The organism is Streptomyces sp. NPDC005017 (assembly GCF_042873115.1).
GTDB lineage: Bacteria > Actinomycetota > Actinomycetes > Streptomycetales > Streptomycetaceae > Streptomyces.
This window is the reverse complement of sequence record NZ_JBIALD010000003.1, coordinates 400,349-418,475: the sequence shown is the minus strand read 5'-3', so window position 1 is coordinate 418,475 and position 18,127 is coordinate 400,349. Positions and strand designations below refer to the sequence as shown.

General features: G+C 71.7%; 19 protein-coding genes. 11 read left to right on the top strand and 8 right to left on the bottom strand.

The features are described from left to right. Window positions 1-36: 36 nt before the first annotated feature. The 4 genes from ACFYR0_RS06975 to ACFYR0_RS06960 form a co-directional block, all read right to left on the bottom strand. A complete protein-coding gene (locus tag ACFYR0_RS06975; RefSeq protein ID WP_389322684.1) occupies window positions 37-1,014 on the bottom strand; it encodes a serine/threonine-protein kinase in 978 nt (325 codons plus the stop codon). Continuing rightward, on the bottom strand, window positions 1,004-1,549 hold the full coding sequence (locus tag ACFYR0_RS06970; protein WP_389322682.1) for a hypothetical protein: 546 nt from the start codon (window positions 1,547-1,549) through the stop codon (window positions 1,004-1,006). Before ACFYR0_RS06970 ends, ACFYR0_RS06975 begins: the two co-directional genes overlap by 11 nt. 6 nt (window positions 1,550-1,555) lie before the next feature. After that, window positions 1,556-3,910, bottom strand: a complete 2,355-nt coding sequence (locus tag ACFYR0_RS06965; protein WP_389322680.1) for an FHA domain-containing protein — start codon at window positions 3,908-3,910, stop codon at window positions 1,556-1,558. 105 nt (window positions 3,911-4,015) lie between these two features. Further along, window positions 4,016-4,426 carry a hypothetical protein gene (locus ACFYR0_RS06960; RefSeq protein ID WP_389322678.1) on the bottom strand — a complete coding sequence of 137 codons (411 nt, stop codon included), beginning with the start codon at window positions 4,424-4,426 and terminating at the stop codon, window positions 4,016-4,018. 342 nt (window positions 4,427-4,768) lie between these two features. Between ACFYR0_RS06960 and ACFYR0_RS06955 the strand changes: the two genes are divergently transcribed. After that, the gene (locus tag ACFYR0_RS06955) at window positions 4,769-5,152 is read left to right on the top strand and encodes a nuclear transport factor 2 family protein (RefSeq protein ID WP_389322676.1); all 384 of its coding nucleotides are present in this window, start codon (window positions 4,769-4,771) and stop codon (window positions 5,150-5,152) included. 177 nt (window positions 5,153-5,329) lie between these two features. Next, a complete protein-coding gene (locus tag ACFYR0_RS06950; protein WP_389322674.1) occupies window positions 5,330-5,617 on the top strand; it encodes a DUF1905 domain-containing protein in 288 nt (95 codons plus the stop codon). Between the two features lie 9 nt (window positions 5,618-5,626). Here ACFYR0_RS06950 and mgrA read toward each other — a convergent pair whose 3' ends face one another. After that, window positions 5,627-6,619: an L-glyceraldehyde 3-phosphate reductase gene (mgrA, locus tag ACFYR0_RS06945; RefSeq protein ID WP_389322672.1), complete on the bottom strand. Its 993-nt coding sequence runs from the start codon at window positions 6,617-6,619 to the stop codon at window positions 5,627-5,629. Between the two features lie 120 nt (window positions 6,620-6,739). On the opposite strand from mgrA, the gene ACFYR0_RS06940 reads away from it, so the two are divergent. Continuing rightward, the gene (locus ACFYR0_RS06940; RefSeq protein WP_389322670.1) at window positions 6,740-7,651 is read left to right on the top strand and encodes a LysR family transcriptional regulator; all 912 of its coding nucleotides are present in this window, start codon (window positions 6,740-6,742) and stop codon (window positions 7,649-7,651) included. Window positions 7,652-7,668: 17 nt separating this feature from the next. Beyond that, a complete protein-coding gene (locus tag ACFYR0_RS06935) occupies window positions 7,669-8,178 on the top strand; it encodes a DinB family protein (protein ID WP_389322668.1) in 510 nt (169 codons plus the stop codon). 87 nt (window positions 8,179-8,265) lie between these two features. Here ACFYR0_RS06935 and ACFYR0_RS06930 read toward each other — a convergent pair whose 3' ends face one another. Together ACFYR0_RS06930 and ACFYR0_RS06925 are read right to left on the bottom strand one after the other, a co-directional pair. Further along, complete coding sequence (locus ACFYR0_RS06930) at window positions 8,266-9,330, bottom strand: adenosine deaminase (RefSeq protein ID WP_389322666.1); 1,065 nt, start codon at window positions 9,328-9,330, stop codon at window positions 8,266-8,268. Window positions 9,331-9,498: 168 nt separating this feature from the next. Further along, window positions 9,499-9,891 carry a VOC family protein gene (locus ACFYR0_RS06925; protein ID WP_389322665.1) on the bottom strand — a complete coding sequence of 131 codons (393 nt, stop codon included), beginning with the start codon at window positions 9,889-9,891 and terminating at the stop codon, window positions 9,499-9,501. Between the two features lie 505 nt (window positions 9,892-10,396). Between ACFYR0_RS06925 and sph the strand changes: the two genes are divergently transcribed. Next, the gene (gene sph, locus ACFYR0_RS06920) at window positions 10,397-11,383 is read left to right on the top strand and encodes a sphingomyelin phosphodiesterase (RefSeq protein WP_389322664.1); all 987 of its coding nucleotides are present in this window, start codon (window positions 10,397-10,399) and stop codon (window positions 11,381-11,383) included. A 61-nt stretch (window positions 11,384-11,444) separates the two neighbouring features. On the opposite strand, the gene ACFYR0_RS06915 is transcribed toward sph, so the two are convergent. Next, window positions 11,445-11,897 carry a MarR family winged helix-turn-helix transcriptional regulator gene (locus ACFYR0_RS06915; RefSeq protein WP_389322663.1) on the bottom strand — a complete coding sequence of 151 codons (453 nt, stop codon included), beginning with the start codon at window positions 11,895-11,897 and terminating at the stop codon, window positions 11,445-11,447. A 100-nt stretch (window positions 11,898-11,997) separates the two neighbouring features. On the opposite strand from ACFYR0_RS06915, the gene ACFYR0_RS06910 reads away from it, so the two are divergent. The 6 genes from ACFYR0_RS06910 to urtE all read left to right on the top strand — a co-directional run bounded on the left by ACFYR0_RS06910 (window position 11,998) and on the right by urtE (window position 18,097). Next, window positions 11,998-13,113 carry a substrate-binding domain-containing protein gene (locus ACFYR0_RS06910; RefSeq protein WP_389322662.1) on the top strand — a complete coding sequence of 372 codons (1,116 nt, stop codon included), beginning with the start codon at window positions 11,998-12,000 and terminating at the stop codon, window positions 13,111-13,113. A gap of 236 nt (window positions 13,114-13,349) precedes the next feature. Continuing rightward, window positions 13,350-14,606, top strand: a complete 1,257-nt coding sequence (urtA, locus tag ACFYR0_RS06905; RefSeq protein ID WP_389322801.1) for an urea ABC transporter substrate-binding protein — start codon at window positions 13,350-13,352, stop codon at window positions 14,604-14,606. A 14-nt stretch (window positions 14,607-14,620) separates the two neighbouring features. Beyond that, the gene (urtB, locus tag ACFYR0_RS06900) at window positions 14,621-15,517 is read left to right on the top strand and encodes an urea ABC transporter permease subunit UrtB (protein ID WP_389322660.1); all 897 of its coding nucleotides are present in this window, start codon (window positions 14,621-14,623) and stop codon (window positions 15,515-15,517) included. Next, window positions 15,514-16,614, top strand: coding sequence for an urea ABC transporter permease subunit UrtC (gene urtC, locus ACFYR0_RS06895; protein WP_389322658.1), 1,101 nt, complete (start codon window positions 15,514-15,516; stop codon window positions 16,612-16,614). Before urtB ends, urtC begins: the two co-directional genes overlap by 4 nt. Continuing rightward, a complete protein-coding gene (urtD, locus tag ACFYR0_RS06890) occupies window positions 16,611-17,405 on the top strand; it encodes an urea ABC transporter ATP-binding protein UrtD (protein ID WP_389322656.1) in 795 nt (264 codons plus the stop codon). The genes urtC and urtD overlap by 4 nt, the downstream gene beginning before the upstream one ends. Next, window positions 17,405-18,097: an urea ABC transporter ATP-binding subunit UrtE gene (gene urtE / locus ACFYR0_RS06885; RefSeq protein ID WP_389322654.1), complete on the top strand. Its 693-nt coding sequence runs from the start codon at window positions 17,405-17,407 to the stop codon at window positions 18,095-18,097. Before urtD ends, urtE begins: the two co-directional genes overlap by 1 nt. Window positions 18,098-18,127 lie beyond the last annotated feature (30 nt).

The window sequence follows — 18,127 nt, the reverse complement described above, 5'->3', positions numbered from 1 at the left end:
GGCGTCGCGACGCCGCGGAGATCCACCAGAAGGGCCCTAGCGCCTGAAGACGGGCGCGGCCCAGGCCGGCGGCCGTTTCGGCGGCCTGGTCATGGCCGCCAGGCCGACGACCTGGGTCGGCGGATGGTCCGTCCGGGCGGCGGCGGTGGCGGCGCGCAGGTCCGCGACGAAGGCGAGGCAGGAGTCGTGCCGGTCGTCGGGGCTCTTCGCCAGGGCCTTGGCGAGGACCGGGTCGACCGCCGCGGGGAGTCCTGGCCGGACCGAGCTGGGCGGCGGCGGGTCGTCGTACTGATGGGCCCACAGCAGGGCCATGTCGTCGTCGCGGCGGAACGGCGGGCGGCCGGTGAGCACCTCGTAGACCACACAGGCGAAGCCGTAGACGTCGCAGCGGCTGTCGACCGGGCGGCCGGAGATCTGCTCCGGGGCGACGTAGTCCAGGGTGCCGACGAACTGTCCGACCGAGGTGAAGCCGGTCAGCGACAGGGACTTCTTCGTCAGGCCGAAGTCGGTGAGGTAGACGTGCTCGGGGTGGTCGCTGTCGGTGCCGCGGGCGACGAGGACGTTGCCGGGCTTGACGTCCCGGTGCACGAGCCCGTGCTCATGGGCCGCGTCCAGCGCAGAGGCGACCTGTGCGGCGATGCGCAGCGCGGCCGGCAGCGGCAGGGGGCCCTGGCGGTCGAGCAGATGGCGCAGATCGCTGCCGGGGACGTAGCGCATGGCGATGTACAGCACGCCGTCGGTCTCGCCCGCCTCGAAGACCGGCACGATGTGCGGATGGTCGAGGGCGGCGGCCACCCTCGACTCATGGGTGAAGCGGCGGCGGAAGGTGTCGTTGCGGGCCAGCTCCGGGGCCAGCAGCTTCAGCGCGACCGTGCGGTCCAGGCGCAGGTCGCGGGCCTGGTAGACGACGGCCATGCCGCCACGGCCGATCTCCCGTTCGATGCGGTAGCCCGCGACCTGCCGGCCGATCAGCTCGGAGGGCCGTCCGGAGAACAGGCTGGTGTCATGGCCCATCGGGTGTCACGACCTGGGTCGGCGCGTGGAAGGGGTCCTGGGCGGCGGGCCGCCGCGGCTCCTCGTCGGTGGTGTAGACGGCTTCGCGTACGCCCTCCCCGTACACCCACCGCTCGTGCTCGGCGTCGTACAGCCAGACGGCGTCGCCGTCCACCACGACGCCCAGGCGCAGGCCCCGGGTGCGGGCCGTGAAGGTCTCGCCGTCCAGCGAACCGGCGGCCCGCTCCTCGACGGCGGCCCGGTAGCGGGCGAGGGCCCGCTCGGCGCGGGCGAGCAGCGGGCGCGGGTCGGCGGTGGCGTCCGGCGGCCCGGCGGGCGGCGGGTCGCGCGGTACGGCGACCAGGAGGCGGCCGTCGACCCAGGCGGACCAGCCGTTGGCGCACAGCACATGCCCCCAGTCGCCGCGCAGCTCCAGCAGCTGGACGGGCAGCAGCGGGTCCAGGGGCACGGTGGGCCGGCCCGGGTCGGGGGTCTCCCAGGCGGGCATGCCGCCGCCGGGGACGACGTGCGTGGGCAGGAAGCCGGGGGTCGTCATCGGCGCCTACTTCCGCATCACGACGGGTTCCTGCCGGCGCAGCAGCCGGGAGACGACGAGGCCGAAGAGCGCCGACAGCACGAGCAGCATGCCGATGTTCAGCAGCCACACTCCGGCCGAGTGCCGGAACAGGGGGTCGGAGGTGAGGTCGCCGGGCACGATCCGGGCCAGTCCGATGGTGCCGGCCATCGCGCCCAGGGCCCATCGAGAGGGCACCAGCCAGGACAGCTGTTCCAGGCCGGGGACGCCGTCCAGCTTCAGCAGGGCTCCGCAGAAGACGACCTGGACGATGGCGAGCAGCACCAGCAGCGGCATCGTCACCTCCTCCTTGCGCACCAGCGCGGAGACGACCAGGCCGAGCATCATCGCGGTGAACGCCAGCAGGGCGACCGCGATGGTGATCTCGGCCAGCGGGGGCAGCAGCACGCCTTCGTCGCGCGGGGCGTTGAGGTCCACGCCGAGCAGGGCGACGAGGGTGAGCACGACGGCCTGGAGGACGGTGATCGTGCCGAGGACGATCACCTTGGACATCAGATAGGCGGATCTGGAGAGGCCGACGGCGCGCTCGCGCCGGTAGATCACCCGTTCCTTGACCAGTTCGCGCACGGCGTTGGCGGCGCCGGTCAGGACGCCGCCGACGCAGAGGATCAGCAGCGCGTTCATCGCGGTGTCGCGGGTGAGTTCGCCGCCCGCGAGGGCCCGTGCCATGGCCCCCATCACGAAGGGCAGCGCGATCATGATGGCGAGGAAGGTGCGGTCGGCGCTCAGGGCCGTGGTGTACCGGCGTACCAGGGTGCCCAGTTGGGCGCCCCAGCTGCGCGGCCGGGGCGGCGGGGCGATGATCACCGGGCCCTCGCGGGCCACCCTGGGCTGGGCGGTGGCGTCGGCGACGTAGCGGCGGTGCTGGGGTGAGGCCAGGTAGGCGCCGGCCCAGTCGCGGCCCTGATCGTGCTCGAAGGACTCGAAGGCCTCGGGCCACTGCTCGTGGCCGAAGTAGCCGAGGGCCTCCTCGGGCGGGCCGTAGTAGGCGATCCGGCCGCCGGGGGCGAGCACCAGGAGGCGGTCGCAGACGTCGAGGCTGAGGACGCTGTGGGTGACGACGATGACGGTGCGCCCGTCGTCGGCGAGGCCGCGCAGCATGTGCATCACCGAGCGGTCCATGCCGGGGTCGAGTCCGGAGGTCGGTTCGTCGAGGAAGAGCAGCGAGGGCTTGGTGAGCAGTTCCAGGGCGACGCTGACGCGCTTGCGCTGCCCGCCGGAGAGGCTGTGCACGGGCTGCCGGGCGCGTTGTTCCAGGCCGAGTTCGCGGATCACCTCGTCGACCCGGGCCCGGCGCTCGGCCTTGGCGGTGTCCTGCGGGAAGCGCAGCTCGGCGGCGTAGGACAGGGCGCTGCGGACGGTGAGCTGGGCGTGCAGGATGTCGTCCTGCGGGACGAGGCCGATGCGCTGGCGCAGCTCGGCGTAGTCGCGGTAGAGGTCTCGGCCGTCGTACAGGACGGTGCCGTGGTCGGCGGGGCGCTGTCCGGTGAGGGCGTTGAGCAGGGTGGACTTGCCCGCGCCGCTCGGGCCGACGACGGCGAGCAGGCACTTCTCGCCGACCGGGAAGGAGACGTGGTCGAGGAGGGTCTTGCGTCCGCGGTCGACGGCGACCGTGAGCTCCTGGACGTCGAGGGACACCTCGCCGGTGTCGACGTACTCCTGGAGCAGGTCGCCGACCAGGCAGTACGCGATGTGGCCGATGCCGATGACGTCGCCGGGGCCGACGAGGGCGGCGGTGACGGGGCTGCCGTTGAGGTAGGTGCCGTTGTGGCTGCCGAGGTCGGCGATCTCGTGGCTGCCGTCGGGCAGCGCGCGCAGTTCGGCGTGGTGGCGGGAGACGACCAGGTCGTCGATGACCAGGTCGTTGTCCTCGGCACGCCCGATGCGCACGGTGCGGGCGGGCAGCGGCCGGACGTTGGTGGGCTGCCGGAAGGTGCCGGTGGCGCCGGGGAGGGACACGGCGTCGATCACGGAGGCGCGGGCCGGTGCGGGGGCGGGCGGGGTGCGGCCGACGAGGAGGGCGCGGGGGCCGTCGCTGGGGCTGCCGAACCGGATCTCCGTCCCCGGGCCGATCTCGCACTCGTGGACGCGCAGGCCGTCGGTCCAGGTGCCGTTGGTACTGCCCTCGTCCTCGATCGTCCAGTGGTCCCCGTCGGGGTGCAGGACCGCGTGGTGCCAGGAGACGCGGGCGTCGTCGATGACGACGTCGCTGAGTGGGTCGCGGCCCACGTGGTAGTCACGGCCCGGACTCATCACCGTGGAGCCCCAGTCGGTCTCCAGCACGAGCTCGGGCGCAGTCGATGCGACCGGCCGCTCCGTCATGCCCAGAATTCTACCGATCTGTCCCCTGGGTCGCCCGGCCGGTGCCGACGCGCTCCGGCCACCGCAGGGTCGGACCGTCCGGCGGGGCCCCGCGGGGGAAGGGTCCTAGGCGACGGGGACGACCAGCGCCGGGACGGTGCGCTGCATACGCAGGGCGTCCACGGACTCGGCCAGCAGTTCGTACTCGGTGGTCTCGTCGCGGGTGGCGATGCGGACCATGCGTCCGGTGGCCAACTCGTCCGCCACCAGCTCCTGTTGGCCGGGGTCCGCGCACCAGGAACGCAGCAGGCCGGGCACGTCGGGCACGGTCTCCGCGACCGGTACCAGCGCGCTCGGCGGGAAGTGCTCGGCCTCGGGGCTCGGGTCGAGGCGTTCGGCGATCCAGGACGCCCGGTCCCGTAACCACCACAGGGCCAGGGCCAGGGTGGGTGCCCGGTAGGTGCCGAGCGGGACGCCGATGCGTCTGCCGTCGCAGGTGCCGTACGCCGTCACGTGGCACAGGAATTCGTCGTGCACGATCCACTCCCCCGTTGCGTCAATCCCTTGCCGTCGGGCCTCGCTTTCGTGCGGCTCAGAGGGCGGTGAACCGCCCCCTGACGTCGAGTATCTTCACTCTTGAACCACTGTCACCACGTCTTTCCAGCCACTCTCCTGGCATATTCACCGACGGGTCTGGCCGAAAGCCGACAGGGGTGAGGAATCCCTATTGCGCGCGATGTTGCCGCGCTATTACCCAAGAGGTAATCGACCATCGCGCGCGTTCGGGGCAGGGTGGTCACCACGGACCGGAGAACACCGCGATCCGTCGCCCGACCAGCGCACTCGAACCGCATCCACGACCGGCGGAGGCCCTTGCCCATGTCTGCGAACACCACCCGTCACCAGGACGTCGTCACCCGCTACCTCGAAGCGTGGAACACCACCGGGGCCGTCGCGCTGGCGAAGGCGGTCGCGGACGTGTGGACCGCGGACGGCACCTACACCGACCCCGTGTCCGACGTGCGCGGGCACGACCAGATCACGGCCATGATCGCGGGGACGCAGGAGCAGTTCCCCGGGTTCGTCTTCCGGCTGGTCGGCGAGGCCGACGGACACCACGACACCGCGCGCTTCTCGTGGGAGCTGGTCCATGAGAGCGAGGGTTCGGCGCCGGTCGCCGGGTCCGATGTGATCACCCTGGACGCCGAGGACCGGATCACGGCCGTCTACGGGTTCTTCGACCGGATCCCCGACGCGGCCTGAGCGCCCGGTTCCCCCTCCGCGATCCGCAAGACGCGATCCGCGATCCGCGATCCGCGATCCGCGATCCGCGATGAGTTTTCCCGCCCGTGACGGTCGGAGCACTGGGACCACGAATAGAGGGCGCGGACGGCTTCAACGCCTTCGGAGCCTTCCCGACCGTCACGGACGGAGTAAGCCATGGCCAAGGATCAAGAAGTGATCGCGGAATTCACCGCGGTGTTGCGGAAGAGTTCCGCGACGGGCGGCTGGACCTATGTGATCTGGCCGGAGTCCGTCGAATTCTTCGGGACCCGGGGACTGGTCAAGGTCCGCGGGACCGTCGACGGACAGGCCTTTCAGAGCTCCTTCATGGCGCTCGGCGACGGCACCCACAAGCTCCCCGTGAAGGCCCGGCTGCGCCGGGCCGTCGGAAAGGGGGAGGGCGACACCGTCACCGTGCGCCTCCAGGAGCGGCTGGAGTCCTGAGCCCCCGGCTCAGGGGCGGACGATCTCGTCGATGCGGGCCAGTTCCCCCGCTTCGAAGTCCAGGCCGGCGACGGCCGCCACGCTGTCCTCCACCTGACGCGCGCTGCTCGCGCCGACCAGTGCCGAGGTCACCCGCCCGCCGCGCAGCACCCAGGCCAGCGCGAGCTGGGCCAGCGTCTGTCCGCGGGACTTGGCGACGTCGTCCAGGGCGCGCAGCCGGGCGACCAGGTCCTCGGTGACGGCGTCCCGGTTGAGGAAGGGGCTGTCGCTCGCGGCCCGCGAGTCCTCCGGGATGCCGTCGAGGTAGCGGCCGGTGAGCAGGCCCTGCTCCAGCGGGGAGTAGGCGATGGAGCCGACCTGGAGCTCGTCGAGGGCGTCCAGCAGACCCTCGTCCTCCGGGCGGCGGTCGAGCATGGAGTAGCGCGGCTGGTGGATCAGCAGCGGGGTGCCCAGGTCCGCCAGGATCCGGGCGGCGTCGCGGGTCTGCTCGGCCGAGTAGTTCGAGACGCCGACGTAGAGCGCCTTGCCCTGCCGCACCGCGGAGTGCAGGGCCCCCATCGTCTCCTCCAGCGGAGTGTCCGGGTCGAAGCGGTGCGAGTAGAAGACGTCGACGTGGTCCAGGCCCAGCCGCTTCAGGCTCTGGTCGAGCGAGGAGAGCAGGTACTTGCGCGAGCCCCACTCGCCGTACGGACCCGGCCACATCAGGTAGCCGGCCTTGGTGGAGACGATCAGCTCGTCGCGGTAGGCCGCGAAGTCCGTCCGCAGGAACTCGCCGAGCGCGGTCTCGGCGGCGCCGGGCGGCGGGCCGTAGTTGTTGGCCAGGTCGAAGTGGGTGATCCCGAGGTCGAAGGCGCGGCGCAGGATCGCGCGCTGGGTCTCGGCCGGGCGGTCCGGACCGAAGTTGTGCCACAGGCCCAGCGACAGCGCGGGAAGCTTCAGCCCGCTGCGTCCGGCGCGCCGGTAGGGCATCTCGGCGTAGCGGTCGGGGTGTGCGGTGTACAACGCGACTCCATGACATGAGGGGTGGGACCCGTGGACCGGGCCGTATCCACTCTTCCCCGGACAGTCCTCAGCGGTCCAACAGAAGAATCCGATGGAATTGAGCGGATAGTCTTCTCAATCATGGAACTGCGCCATCTCCAGCACTTCGTCGCGGTCGCCGAGGACCAGCACTTCACCCGGGCCGCCGAACGGCTCATGGTGTCCCAGTCCGGTCTGTCGGCGTCGATCCGGGCGCTGGAGCGGGAGCTGAGGGCGCCGCTGTTCGTACGGACCACCCGCCGGGTGACGCTGACCGAGGCCGGGCGGGCGCTGCTGGGCGAGGCGGAGCGCATCCTGGCGCAGGTACGGGCCGCGCACGAGGCCGTGGCGGCGGTGCAGGGCGTGCTGCGCGGCACGCTGGCGCTGGGCAACGAGCAGTGCATCGCCGGGGTGAACGTGGCGGGGCTGCTGGCCGCGTTCCGGCGGCGTCACCCGGACGTGGAGATCCGGCTGCGGCAGTCCGGTTCGCAGGCGCTCGCCGAGGACGTCGCGGCGGGCCGGCTGGACCTGGCCTTCGCCTATCGCACCCGGGACGACTCCGACCAGCTGCGCTCGGTGTCGCTGGCGGGCGAGCCGATGACCCTGCTGTGCCACCCGGGGCATCCGCTCGCCGGGGCCGGGCCGGTGCCGTCTCCGCGGGATCTGGCGGACGAGGTGTTCGTGGACTTTCACCCGGACTGGGGACCGCGCCGGGCCACCGACGCCGCGTTCGCCGCCGCGGGCGCGCACCGCACGGTCGCCCTGGAGGTGAACGACGTGCACAGCCTGCTGGACCTGGTGGACGAGAACCTCGGGGTCGCCGTCGTCCCGGCGCACTTCCGGCACAAGCGTGTGTCCCTGGCCGCCGTACCGCTGAAGGACACCGGCGAGGCCGTCTACGAGACGGTCGCCCTGCTGCCGCCCGAGGCGGCCACCAGCCCGGGGGCCCGGGCGCTGATGGACCTCCTGGACAACACCCGGAACGGGGCGGGCGGGGCGCACGACGGCGGGTGATGCGCGAAGGTGGAGCCATGCATGCGAAGGACATCCTCATCGACGGCTACAGCCGTGTCCGGGAAGAGGTCCACGCCGCCGTCGAGGGCCTCGGCCCCGACGCGCTGAGCGCCCGCCCCGCCGCCGACGCCAACTCCGTCGCCTGGCTGGTCTGGCATCTCACCCGCGTCCAGGACGACCATGTCGCCGACGCCTTCGGCCTGGACCAGGTGTGGCTCACCGAGGACTGGCACGAGAGGTTCGGCCTCGGCCTGCCGCCGCGCGACACCGGGTACGGCCACAGCTCCGCGCAGGTCGCCCGGGTGCGGGTCGACTCGGCGGAGCTGCTGACCGGGTACTACGACGCCGTGCACGCCCGGTCGCTGGAGTGCCTGCGCGCGCTGACGGCGGCCGATCTGGAGCGCGTCGTGGACGAGCGCTGGGACCCGCCGGTCACGCTCGGCGTACGGCTGGTGAGCGTCCTGTCCGACGACCTTCAGCACGTCGGACAGGCCGCGTACGTCCGCGGGGTGGTGCTGGGCGGGTAGGACCGCCGCCCTGCCGACGCCCGTGGGCGGTGAGCCGGTGAACCGGAGCGCCCGTTGGCCCTCGGGTTCCGCCTCGGACGGTCCGGGTCAGAGCTCGTAGCCCGGCAGGACGACGTTCTCGATGAGGGCCCTGCGCTCGTCGAACGGGATGAACGCGCTCTTGAGGGCGTTGACCGTCACCGTGCGCAGGTCCTCCAGGCCCCAGCCCGCCTCCTCGACGAGCAGCGACATCTCTCGGGTCATCGTCGTACCGGAGACGAGTCGGTTGTCGGTGTTGAGGGTGACGCGGAAGCCGAGGTCCTTCAGCGCGGTGATGGGGTGCTCGGCGATCGAGGTCGCGGCGCCGGTCTGGAGGTTGGAGGTGGGGCACATCTCCAGCGCGATCCGGCGGTCGCGGACCCAGCCGGCCAGCCGGCCCAGCTTGCCGTCGACGATGTCGTCCGTGATGCGCACACCGTGGCCGAGGCGCTGCGCGCCGCAGATCTGGAGCGCCTGGTGGATGCTGGACAGGCCGTCGGCCTCACCGGCGTGGATGGTGAAGGGCACGCTCTCGCGGCGCAGGTGCTCGAAGGCCTCCAGGTGGTCGGCGGCCGGGAAGCCGGCCTCGGCACCGGCGATGTCGAAGCCGACGACGCCCGCGTCCCGGAAGGCCACGGCCTGGTCGGCGGCCTCGCGCACCCGGTCGAACATCCGCATGCCGCACAGCAGCGTGCCGACCCGGACCGGGGTACCGGCCGCGGCCGCCTTCTCCATGCCCGCGGCGAGGCCCTCCTGGACCGTCTCCACGACCTCGGCGAGGGTCAGCCCGCCGTTGGTGTTCAGCTCGGGGGCGTAGCGGACCTCCGCGTAGACGACGCCGTCCGCGGCCAGGTCCAGCACGTACTCCTCGGCCACCCGCAGCAGGCCCTCGCGGGACTGCATCACGGCGAGGGTGTGCTCGAAGGTGGCGATGTAGCGGACCAGGTCGCCGGAGTTCGCGGCCTCGAAGTACCAGGCGGCGAGCTCGTCCGGGTCGGTGGTGGGCAGGGTGTGCCCGACCGCCGCGGCGAGCTCGACGACCGTGGCGGGGCGCAGGCCGCCGTCGAGGTGGTCGTGCAGGACGGCCTTGGGGAGGCGGCGGATCACATCGGCGTCTACGCGCGTAGCAGTCATGGCGGGGCTTTCCTTGGCGGTGCGTTTCGGAAGGGTGGGGATGGCGGGCCGAGCGCCCGGGAGGGCTCGGCCGGGGGGTCCGGGGCGGGTGTGTCGGGGCGGGCTCGGCTGCCCGGTGGCGCTGCTGACGTCCCGCGGTTCAGCCGGACCCGATGCGAGTGCCGTGGATCATCCGGCGGGCTGGAGCAGGTCCCAGCGGTTGCCGTAGAGGTCCCGGAAGACGGCGACCGAGCCGTAGGGCTCGTGGCGCGGCTCCTCCAGGAAGGTCACCCCGGCGGCCAGCATCCGGGCGTGGTCGCGGGCGAAGTCGTCGGTGTGCAGGAAGAAGCCGACGCGTCCGCCGGTCTGGTCGCCCACCCGGGCCCGCTGCTCCTCACCCTTGGCGCGGGCGAGCAGCAGCCCCGTACCGGGCGCTCCCCCGTCGGGCTCGACGACGACCCAGCGGGAGCCGTCGGGACGCGGGGCGTCCTCGGCGAGCCGGAACCCGAGGGCCTCGGTGTAGAAGCGGATGGCCTCGTCGTAGTCGTCCACGACGAGGGTGACCAGGGCGACGCGCTGCATCGAGACCTTTCGGAACGGAGGGCCGGGGGCCACCGGGAGGTGATGGTGACGGATGAGGTTATACGTAAAACGTAACGCACGCCAGTCCTTGGGCGGGGGCGTTGCGGGGGAGGTCGCGGGGGTGTGGGGACGGGGCGGCGCAGAGGACGAGGGGCGCGACTCCCGCGGCCCCTGACCTCGGCCCAGGCTCCGGCTCCGGCTCCGCCACAGGCCCCCGGCCCGCCGCCACCGGGACCTTCACCGCGAAGTACGACTGGGACCCGAGGGCCGGCCGGGCGCGCTGCGCATGGTTCCGGGTTCGGCCGGTCACGGTGCACGCCTGGCACGAGGCGCGTGAACCGCCCCAGCGGTACGTGATGCGCGAAGGTGTCCCACTTGTCTAGACAGGTTCCCTGTCTGGCCCTTCCCGCGCCATCCGATTCCCCCCAAGGTGTTACCCAAGGGTAATCCCTGATGGTTTGATGTGCGGCGCCACTCAACCCCCTTTAGACCACAGGGAGATCCAGTGACGCTTTTCGCACAGCGCCGTGCACAGGGCTCGGCCGTGCTCGCCCTCTCGCTCGCGGTAGCCGGACTGGCCGGCGCGGCACCCGCGGCGTCGGCCGCCGACGAGACACCGCGGCTGAGGGTGCTGACGTACAACGTCTTTCTCTTCAGCAAGAGCCTGTACCCCAACTGGGGCCAGGACCACCGGGCCGCGGAGATCGCGAAGGCCCCGTTCGTCCGCGGCAACGACGTCGTCGTGCTCCAGGAGGCGTTCGACAACTCCTCCTCGGACGCGCTGAAGAACGCCACCGCGGGCGAGTACCCCTATCAGACCCCCGTGGTGGGCCGCAGCAAGTCGGGCTGGGACGCCACGGGCGGCTCGTACTCCGCGACGACCCCCGAGGACGGCGGCGTCACGATCCTCAGCAAGTGGCCGATCGTGCGCAAGGAGCAGTACGTCTTCAAGGACGCCTGCGGCGCCGACTGGTGGTCCAACAAGGGCTTCGCCTACGTCGTGCTGAACGTGAACGGCACCAAGGTGCACGTGCTCGGCACGCACGCCCAGTCGACGGACCCCGGCTGCGACGCGGGCGAGGCGGCGGCCGTGCGCAGCCGTCAGTTCAAGGCGGTCGACGCGTTCCTCGACGCCAAGAACATCCCCGCGAACGAACAGGTCATGGTCGCGGGCGACTTCAACGTCGACTCGCGCACCCCGGAGTACGCCTCCATGCTCGCCGACGGCGGCCTGGCCGGCGCCGACGCGCGCACCGGGCACCCGTACTCCTTCGACACGCGGGACAACTCCATAGCCCGGGACCGCTACCCGACCGACCCGCGCGAGGACCTCGACTACGTCCTGCACCGCGCCGGGCACACGCGCCCGGCGGTGTGGAAGAACGACGTCGCCAAGGAGCAGAGCGCGCCCTGGACGGTCTCCAGCTGGGGCACGTCGTACACGTACACCAACCTGTCGGACCACTACCCGGTGACCGGGTTCGCGGGCTGACGTCGCGGCTCCCGACCGCCGTCGCGCCCCGTCCCGAAGGGGGGCGCGACGGCGCCGTGTGTCACACCTGCGCCGAGCGGGGCACGGCCCGCTCCTCCAGCGTCACCACGAGCCGGCCCAGCAGGGCCCGCAGCAGATCCTCCTCGCCGGGGTCGAGGCCGGGCCAGCCGGCCCGTACCGCGCGGTCGACGCGCCGCCAGTACTCCTGGCCGCGCGGGGTCAGACGGGCGAGGACGCGGCGCCGGTCGAGGGGGTCGACGCGGCGGTGGACCAGGTTCTGCTCGACGAGGTGGTCGACGAGCTTCGTCAGGCTCGGGGCCGGCAGGAAGGCCGCCCGCGCCACCTCGGTCATCCGGTGCCCGGCACCGTCGGAGAGCAGGGCGAGCACCCGCCAGGTCTCCACGGAGCAGCCCTCGGCGTCCAGGGCGGCCTGGAGCCGACGGGACGCGGCCCGCTCCGCCCGGGTGAGCAGCTGGGTCAGTTCGTTCGGCCGGCGCGGCGACGAGGGGGCCATCCTGCTCCTAGGGACTGGCTTCGGGAGTCCTGGGTCACGAGGTGCGTACATCGTATGAGACACACTGGAGTTCACCGCTGGTACCCGAAATCATGACGCCATGTTCCGGCACGAGACGCCCGCGCCCGAGTGGTTCACAGCCGACGGCTCCGTGCTCGGGGTGGCGCTGGTGTTCCCGCTCCAGGGTCCGGCGGGCATGTTCGGGCCGACCTGTGAGAACTGCGCCCAGCTCGCGGCGGAACGGGTCAACGACGAGGGCGGTGTCCTCGGCCGCGAGCTGCGGCTGATCCCGGTCGACGGCGGCGCGCCGCCGCGTCAGGTGGCGGACCAGGTCGGGGCGTTGGTGGACCTGGGCGTCGTGCAGGGGGTCACCGGCTGGCACATCTCCTCGGTACGGCAGGCCCTGGTGCCGAGGATCGCCCAGCGGGTGCCGTACGTCTACACCGCCCTGTACGAGGGCGGGGAGCACACCGAGGGCGTGTTCCTCACCAGCGAGACACCACATGACCAACTGCGCCCGGCCATGGCGCTGTTGAGCCGCGAGCACCTGGTGCGGCGCTGGTTCGTGGTCGGCAACGACTACGTCTGGCCCCGGCGCACCGCGCGGGCGGCGCACGGCTATGCCCGCGCGACGGGGTCCGGTATCGGCGGCGAGGTCTATCTCCCGCTCGGCACCCACGACTTCGGGCCCGTGCTGCGCCGCATCGAGCGGTCGGACGCGGACGGGGTGCTGATGCTGCTGGTGGGCGGCGACGCGGTGCGCTTCAACCGGGCCTTCGCCGCCGCCGGGCTGGACGCGCGCTGTCTGCGGCTGAGCACGCTGATGGACGAGAACATGCTGCTGGCGAGCGGCCCCTCGGCCACCGGCCGGCTCTACAGCACCGCGGGTTTCTTCGCCTCCCTGGCCAACCGCGACACCCTCGACTTCCACGGCAGCTACGCGGACCGCTACGGCCTCGACGCCCCCGCCCTCGGCAGCCTCGGCGAATCCTGCTACGAGGGCGTGTTGTTGCTCGCGGCGCTGCTGAGGAAGGCCGGGACGACGGATGTCGCGGCGGTCGGGGCGGCGGCGGAGACGGTGTCGTACGAGGGCCCGCGCGGGTTGCTGCGGCTGCGGGACCGCCATGTGCGCCAGCGCATCTATCTGGCGCGCGCGGACGGGCTGGACTTCGACGTGCTCACCGAACTGGATCTGCGGAGCTGGTGCGCCAAGTAGGCGGTGGATACAGACCTCTTGACAGCCGGTCACCCCTTCCAGATACTTCCCGCAGGAATTATTAGAATGCCTCGGGCGAATTGCGTGAAGGGCCTCGAAAGCCACTCCGCAGCAGGTCGGGGCGTTTTTTGTTGCCTCGGGGAAAGTCCCGCGAAACGCCGTGGAAACAGGGTGACTTGAGGCTGTGGACCGCTTCGGGAGGATTCCCTTCCTCCCTACCCGAGGGGGTTCTTTTGATCAGCGGCTCATCCATTCCCCGGCGTCGTCTCCTGGCCGCGGGCGCGGCGCTCACCACGGTCGCCGTACTGTCCGCCTGCGGCGCCAAGACCGACTCGGGCGCGGCGCCCTCCGACAAGGCCGCCGAGATCGACGTCAGCGGTGACACGGTGAAGGTCGGTCTGCTCAACTCGCTGTCCGGGACGATGGCGATCAGCGAGGTCACCGTGCGGGACGCGCTGCGCCTGGCGATCGACGAGATCAACGCGTCCGGTGGAGTGCTCGGCAAGAAGATCCGGCCGGTCGGCGAGGACGGCGCCTCCGACTGGCCCACGTTCGCCGAGAAGGCGCAGAAGCTGATCCAGGACGACGGTGTCGCCGCCACCTTCGGCTGCTGGACCTCCGCCAGCCGCAAGGCCGTGAAGCCGGTGTTCGAGAAGAACAGGTCGCTGCTGTTCTACCCCGTGCAGTACGAGGGCCTGGAGCAGTCCCCGTACATCTTCTACACCGGCGCGACCACCAATCAGCAGATCGTCCCGGCACTGGACTATCTGAAGGGCAAAGGTCTGAAGAAGCTGTACCTGGTCGGCAGCGACTACGTCTTCCCGCGCACCGCCAACAAGATCATCAAGGCGTACGCGGAGGCCAACGGCATGACGGTGCTCGGCGAGGACTACGCCCCCCTCGGCGCAACCGAGTTCAGCACGATCGCGAACAAGGTGAAGGCCTCGAAGGCCGACGCCGTGTTCAACACCCTCAACGGCGACTCCAACGTGGCCTTCTTCAAGGAGTACAAGTCGGCCGGGCTGACGGCGGCATCCCTGCCCGTGGTCTCGGTGTCGATCGCCGAGGAGGAGGTCAAGTCGATCGGCACGCAGTACCTGGCGGGCCAGTTGACGGCCTGGAACTACTACCAGACCACCACGGGCGCGGCGAACGAGAAGTTCGTGAAGGCGTACAAGGCGAAGTACGGCCGGGACAAGCCGACCAGCGACCCGATGGAGGCCGCCTACACCTCGGTCTATCTGTGGAAGGCCATGGTGGAGAAGGCGGGCTCGTTCGACCCGGAGAAGGTCAAGGCCGCCTCCGACGGCATCGTCTTCGGCGCCCCCGAGGGCACGGTCACCGTGGACGGCGCCACCCAGCACATCGCCAAGACGGCCCGGATCGGCAGGATCGGCTCCGACGGCCTGATCGAGGAGGTGTGGAACTCCGGCAAGCCCGTCGAGCCGGACCCGTATCTCAAGGGCTACGCCTGGGCCGCCGGCCTGTCCTGAGGGGAGGCACCCGCATGACCGTGATCCTGGGTCAGACCTTCACCGGCGTGTCCATCGGTGCGGTCCTGCTGCTCATCGCGCTCGGACTGTCCCTCACCTTCGGCCAGATGAACGTCATCAACATGGCACACGGCGAGTTCATCATGGCCGGCGCCTACACGACCTATGTCCTCCAGAAGTCCGTTTCCAGCGCGGGAGTCTCGCTGCTGGTCGCGCTGCCCGTCGCCTTTCTCGTCTCCGGGCTGCTCGGCGTGCTGCTCGAGATGCTGCTCATCCGCCGCCTGTATCTGCGGCCGCTGGACACGCTTCTGGTCACCTGGGGCGTCTCACTGATGCTCCAGCAACTCGCCCGGGACGTCTTCGGCGCGCCCAACGTGCAGACCCGGGCGCCCGACTGGCTCACCGGCAACGTCACCGTGATCGGCGGCGACGACCCGCTCACCGTCGCCACCAGCCGGCTGTTCATCCTGGGGCTGGCGCTCACCGCGGTGATCGCGCTGTCGCTGATCCTGCGGACGACACCGCTCGGCCGCAGGATCCGGGCCGTGGTGCAGAACCGGGACCTCGCCGAGGTGTCCGGCATCGCCACCGGGCGGATCGACCGCACGGCCTTCCTCCTGGGCTCCGGCCTCGCCGGGGTCGCGGGGGTCGCGCTCACCCTGATCGGTCCGATCGGGCCGACGATGGGCACCAACGTGATCATCGACGCCTTCCTGGTGATCGTGGTCGGCGGGATCGGGCAGCTGCGGGGCACCGTGATCGTCGCGTTCGCACTCGGGGTGCTCCAGTCCGTGCTGGAGTACTCCACCACCGTCAGCGTGGCGAAGGTGCTGGTCCTCGTCGCCATCGTCGCCTTCCTCCAGTGGCGCCCCCAGGGGCTGTACACGCTGCGCACGAGGAGTCTCGTATGACCCGTGACGTCCCCTCCACGACCCCGCGCACCGGGCGCCTGAGGGCGTGGGCCGGTTTCGCGGGCGCCGCCGTCGCGCTGTTCGCCGTCGCGCCGCTCGCGCTGTCCGACTTCCGCCTCGGGCTGCTCGCCAAGTACCTGTGCACGGCCCTGGTCGCGGTCGGCATCTGCCTGGCCTGGGGGCGCGGCGGGCTGCTCACCCTCGGGCAGGGGGTGTTCTTCGGGCTCGGCGGCTACGCCATGGCGATGCATCTGAAGATCGCCGACGCCGGTCCCGGCAACCTGCCCGACTTCATGCAGCTCTACGGCTCCGCGAGCGAACTACCCTGGTGGTGGCGGCCGTTCGGCAACCCGGTGTTCGCGCTCGCGGCGACCGTGCTGCTGCCGATGGCGGTCGCCGCGCTGCTCGGCTCGTTCGTCTTCCGGCGGCGGGTCAAGGGCGCCTACTTCGCGATCCTCAGCCAGGCCCTGGCCGCCGCGTTCGCGCTGTGGCTCATCGGGCAGCAGGCCACCACCGGCGGCACCAACGGCCTCACCGACATCCGCGGGTTCTTCGGCTACGACCTCCAGGACCCGGTCAACCAGCGGATGGTGTACTTCGTCATCGCCGCCGCCCTGCTGCTGACGGTCGCGCTCACCCGTCAGCTGATCCACAGCCGCTACGGCGAACTCCTGGTCGCCGTGAGGGACTCGGAGGAGCGTGTGCGCTTCCTGGGCTACGACCCGGCCAACGTCAAACTCGTCGCCTATGTCGTCGCGGCGGGCATGGCGGGCCTGGCGGGCGCCCTGTTCGTGCCGGCGGTCGGCATCATCTCGCCCGCGCTGATCGGGATCGTGCCCTCCATCGAGTTCGTGATCGGCGCCGCGGTCGGCGGCCGGGCCAGCCTGGTCGGCGCGGTGCTGGGCGCGCTCGCCGTCGCCTGGGCGCGCACCGCGCTGTCGGAGGAGTTCCCGGCGGCCTGGACGTACTTCCAGGGACTGCTGTTCATCGTGGCGCTGGCGTTCCTGCCCGGTGGCATCGCCTCGCTCACGGTGCTCGTACGGCGCAGGACCGCCCGCGGGACGGTTTCCGCCGCCCCAGTGGGAGAAGCGGCATGAGCGAGCTGGAGATACGCGGACTGCGGGTGTCCTTCGACGGGTTCACGGCCGTCGACGGGGTGGATCTCGATGTGCGCGCCGGTGACCTGCGGTTCCTGATCGGGCCGAACGGCGCGGGCAAGACCACCCTCGTCGACGCGGTCACCGGACTCGTGCGCGCACAGGGCTCGGTGCGGTTCGGCGGCGAGCAGCTGCTGGGCCGCAGTGTGCACCGGATCGCCCGCTCGGGAGTCGGCCGCACCTTCCAGACAGCCACCGTGTTCGAGGAACTGACGGTTCTTCAGAACCTCGACATCGCCGCGGGCGCCGGCCGGGGCGTGTGGACGATGCTGCGCCGGCGCCGTGGCGTGCCCGAACCCGTAGCGCGAGCCCTGACGACCGTCGGGCTCACCGCACTGGCGGACTCCCCGGCCGGGACCCTGGCGCACGGCCAGAAGCAGTGGCTGGAGATCGGCATGCTGCTGGTGCAGGACGTGCGGCTGCTGCTCCTGGACGAGCCGGTGGCCGGCATGAGCCACGACGAACGGCTGGCGACCGGCGAACTGCTGCGGCGCATCAGCGAGGAACGGACGGTCGTGGTCATCGAGCACGACATGGACTTCATGCGGTCCTTCGCGCGCAGCGTCAGCGTGCTGCACGCGGGCCGGGTGCTCAGTGAGGGGACGGTGGCCGAGGTGCAGGCCGATCCGAAGGTGCAGCAGGTCTACCTCGGCCAGGCGTCCGCCGCCGAGCCACCACCGCGGGCCACCTCCGGCCAGGCGCCGGTCGACGCGGCGGTGCGGGAGGCGTGATGCTGGTCATCGAGGACATCCGGGTGGGCTACCACCGCGGCACCGTCGTCCACGGCGTCCGCGTCGAGGTGCCGAAGGACGGTGTGGCGGCCGTCCTCGGGCACAACGGCGCGGGCAAGACCACCCTGCTGCGCGCCGCGATGGGCCTGCTCACGCCGCTCGGGGGCCGGGTGATGCTGGACGGCGAGGACATCACCCGCCGCAGACCGCACGAGCGGGTGGCGCGGGGCATGGCGTACGTCCCGCAGGGCCAGCAGTGCTTCCCGCAGCTGACGACCGCCGAGAACCTCCGGCTCGTCGCCGACGGCCGCAGCCGCGGCCGGGCCGCCGTGGCCGAGGCGCTGGACCTGTTCCCGGCGCTGCGGGCGCTGTCGGGACGGCGTGCCGGGCTGCTCTCGGGCGGCCAGCGGCAGCAGCTGGCCGTCGCCCGCGCCCTGGTGACCGAGCCGCGGCTGCTGCTGCTCGACGAGCCGACCGAGGGCATCCAGCCGTCGGTGGTGGCCGAGATCGAGTCGACGATCCTCGCCCTCGCCGGTCGCGGCGGCCTGTCGGTGCTCCTGGTCGAGCAGCACATCGGCTTCGCCATGCGGGCGGCCGAGCGCTACTACGTCCTGGAGGCCGGCCGCGTGACCTCCTCGGGCGCGGGCGGCGAACAGGCCGCCGACCGGGTGCGGGAGGCGCTCAGCGTATGAGCGGGGGGCCCGGCCGTCGCCGGGCCGCCG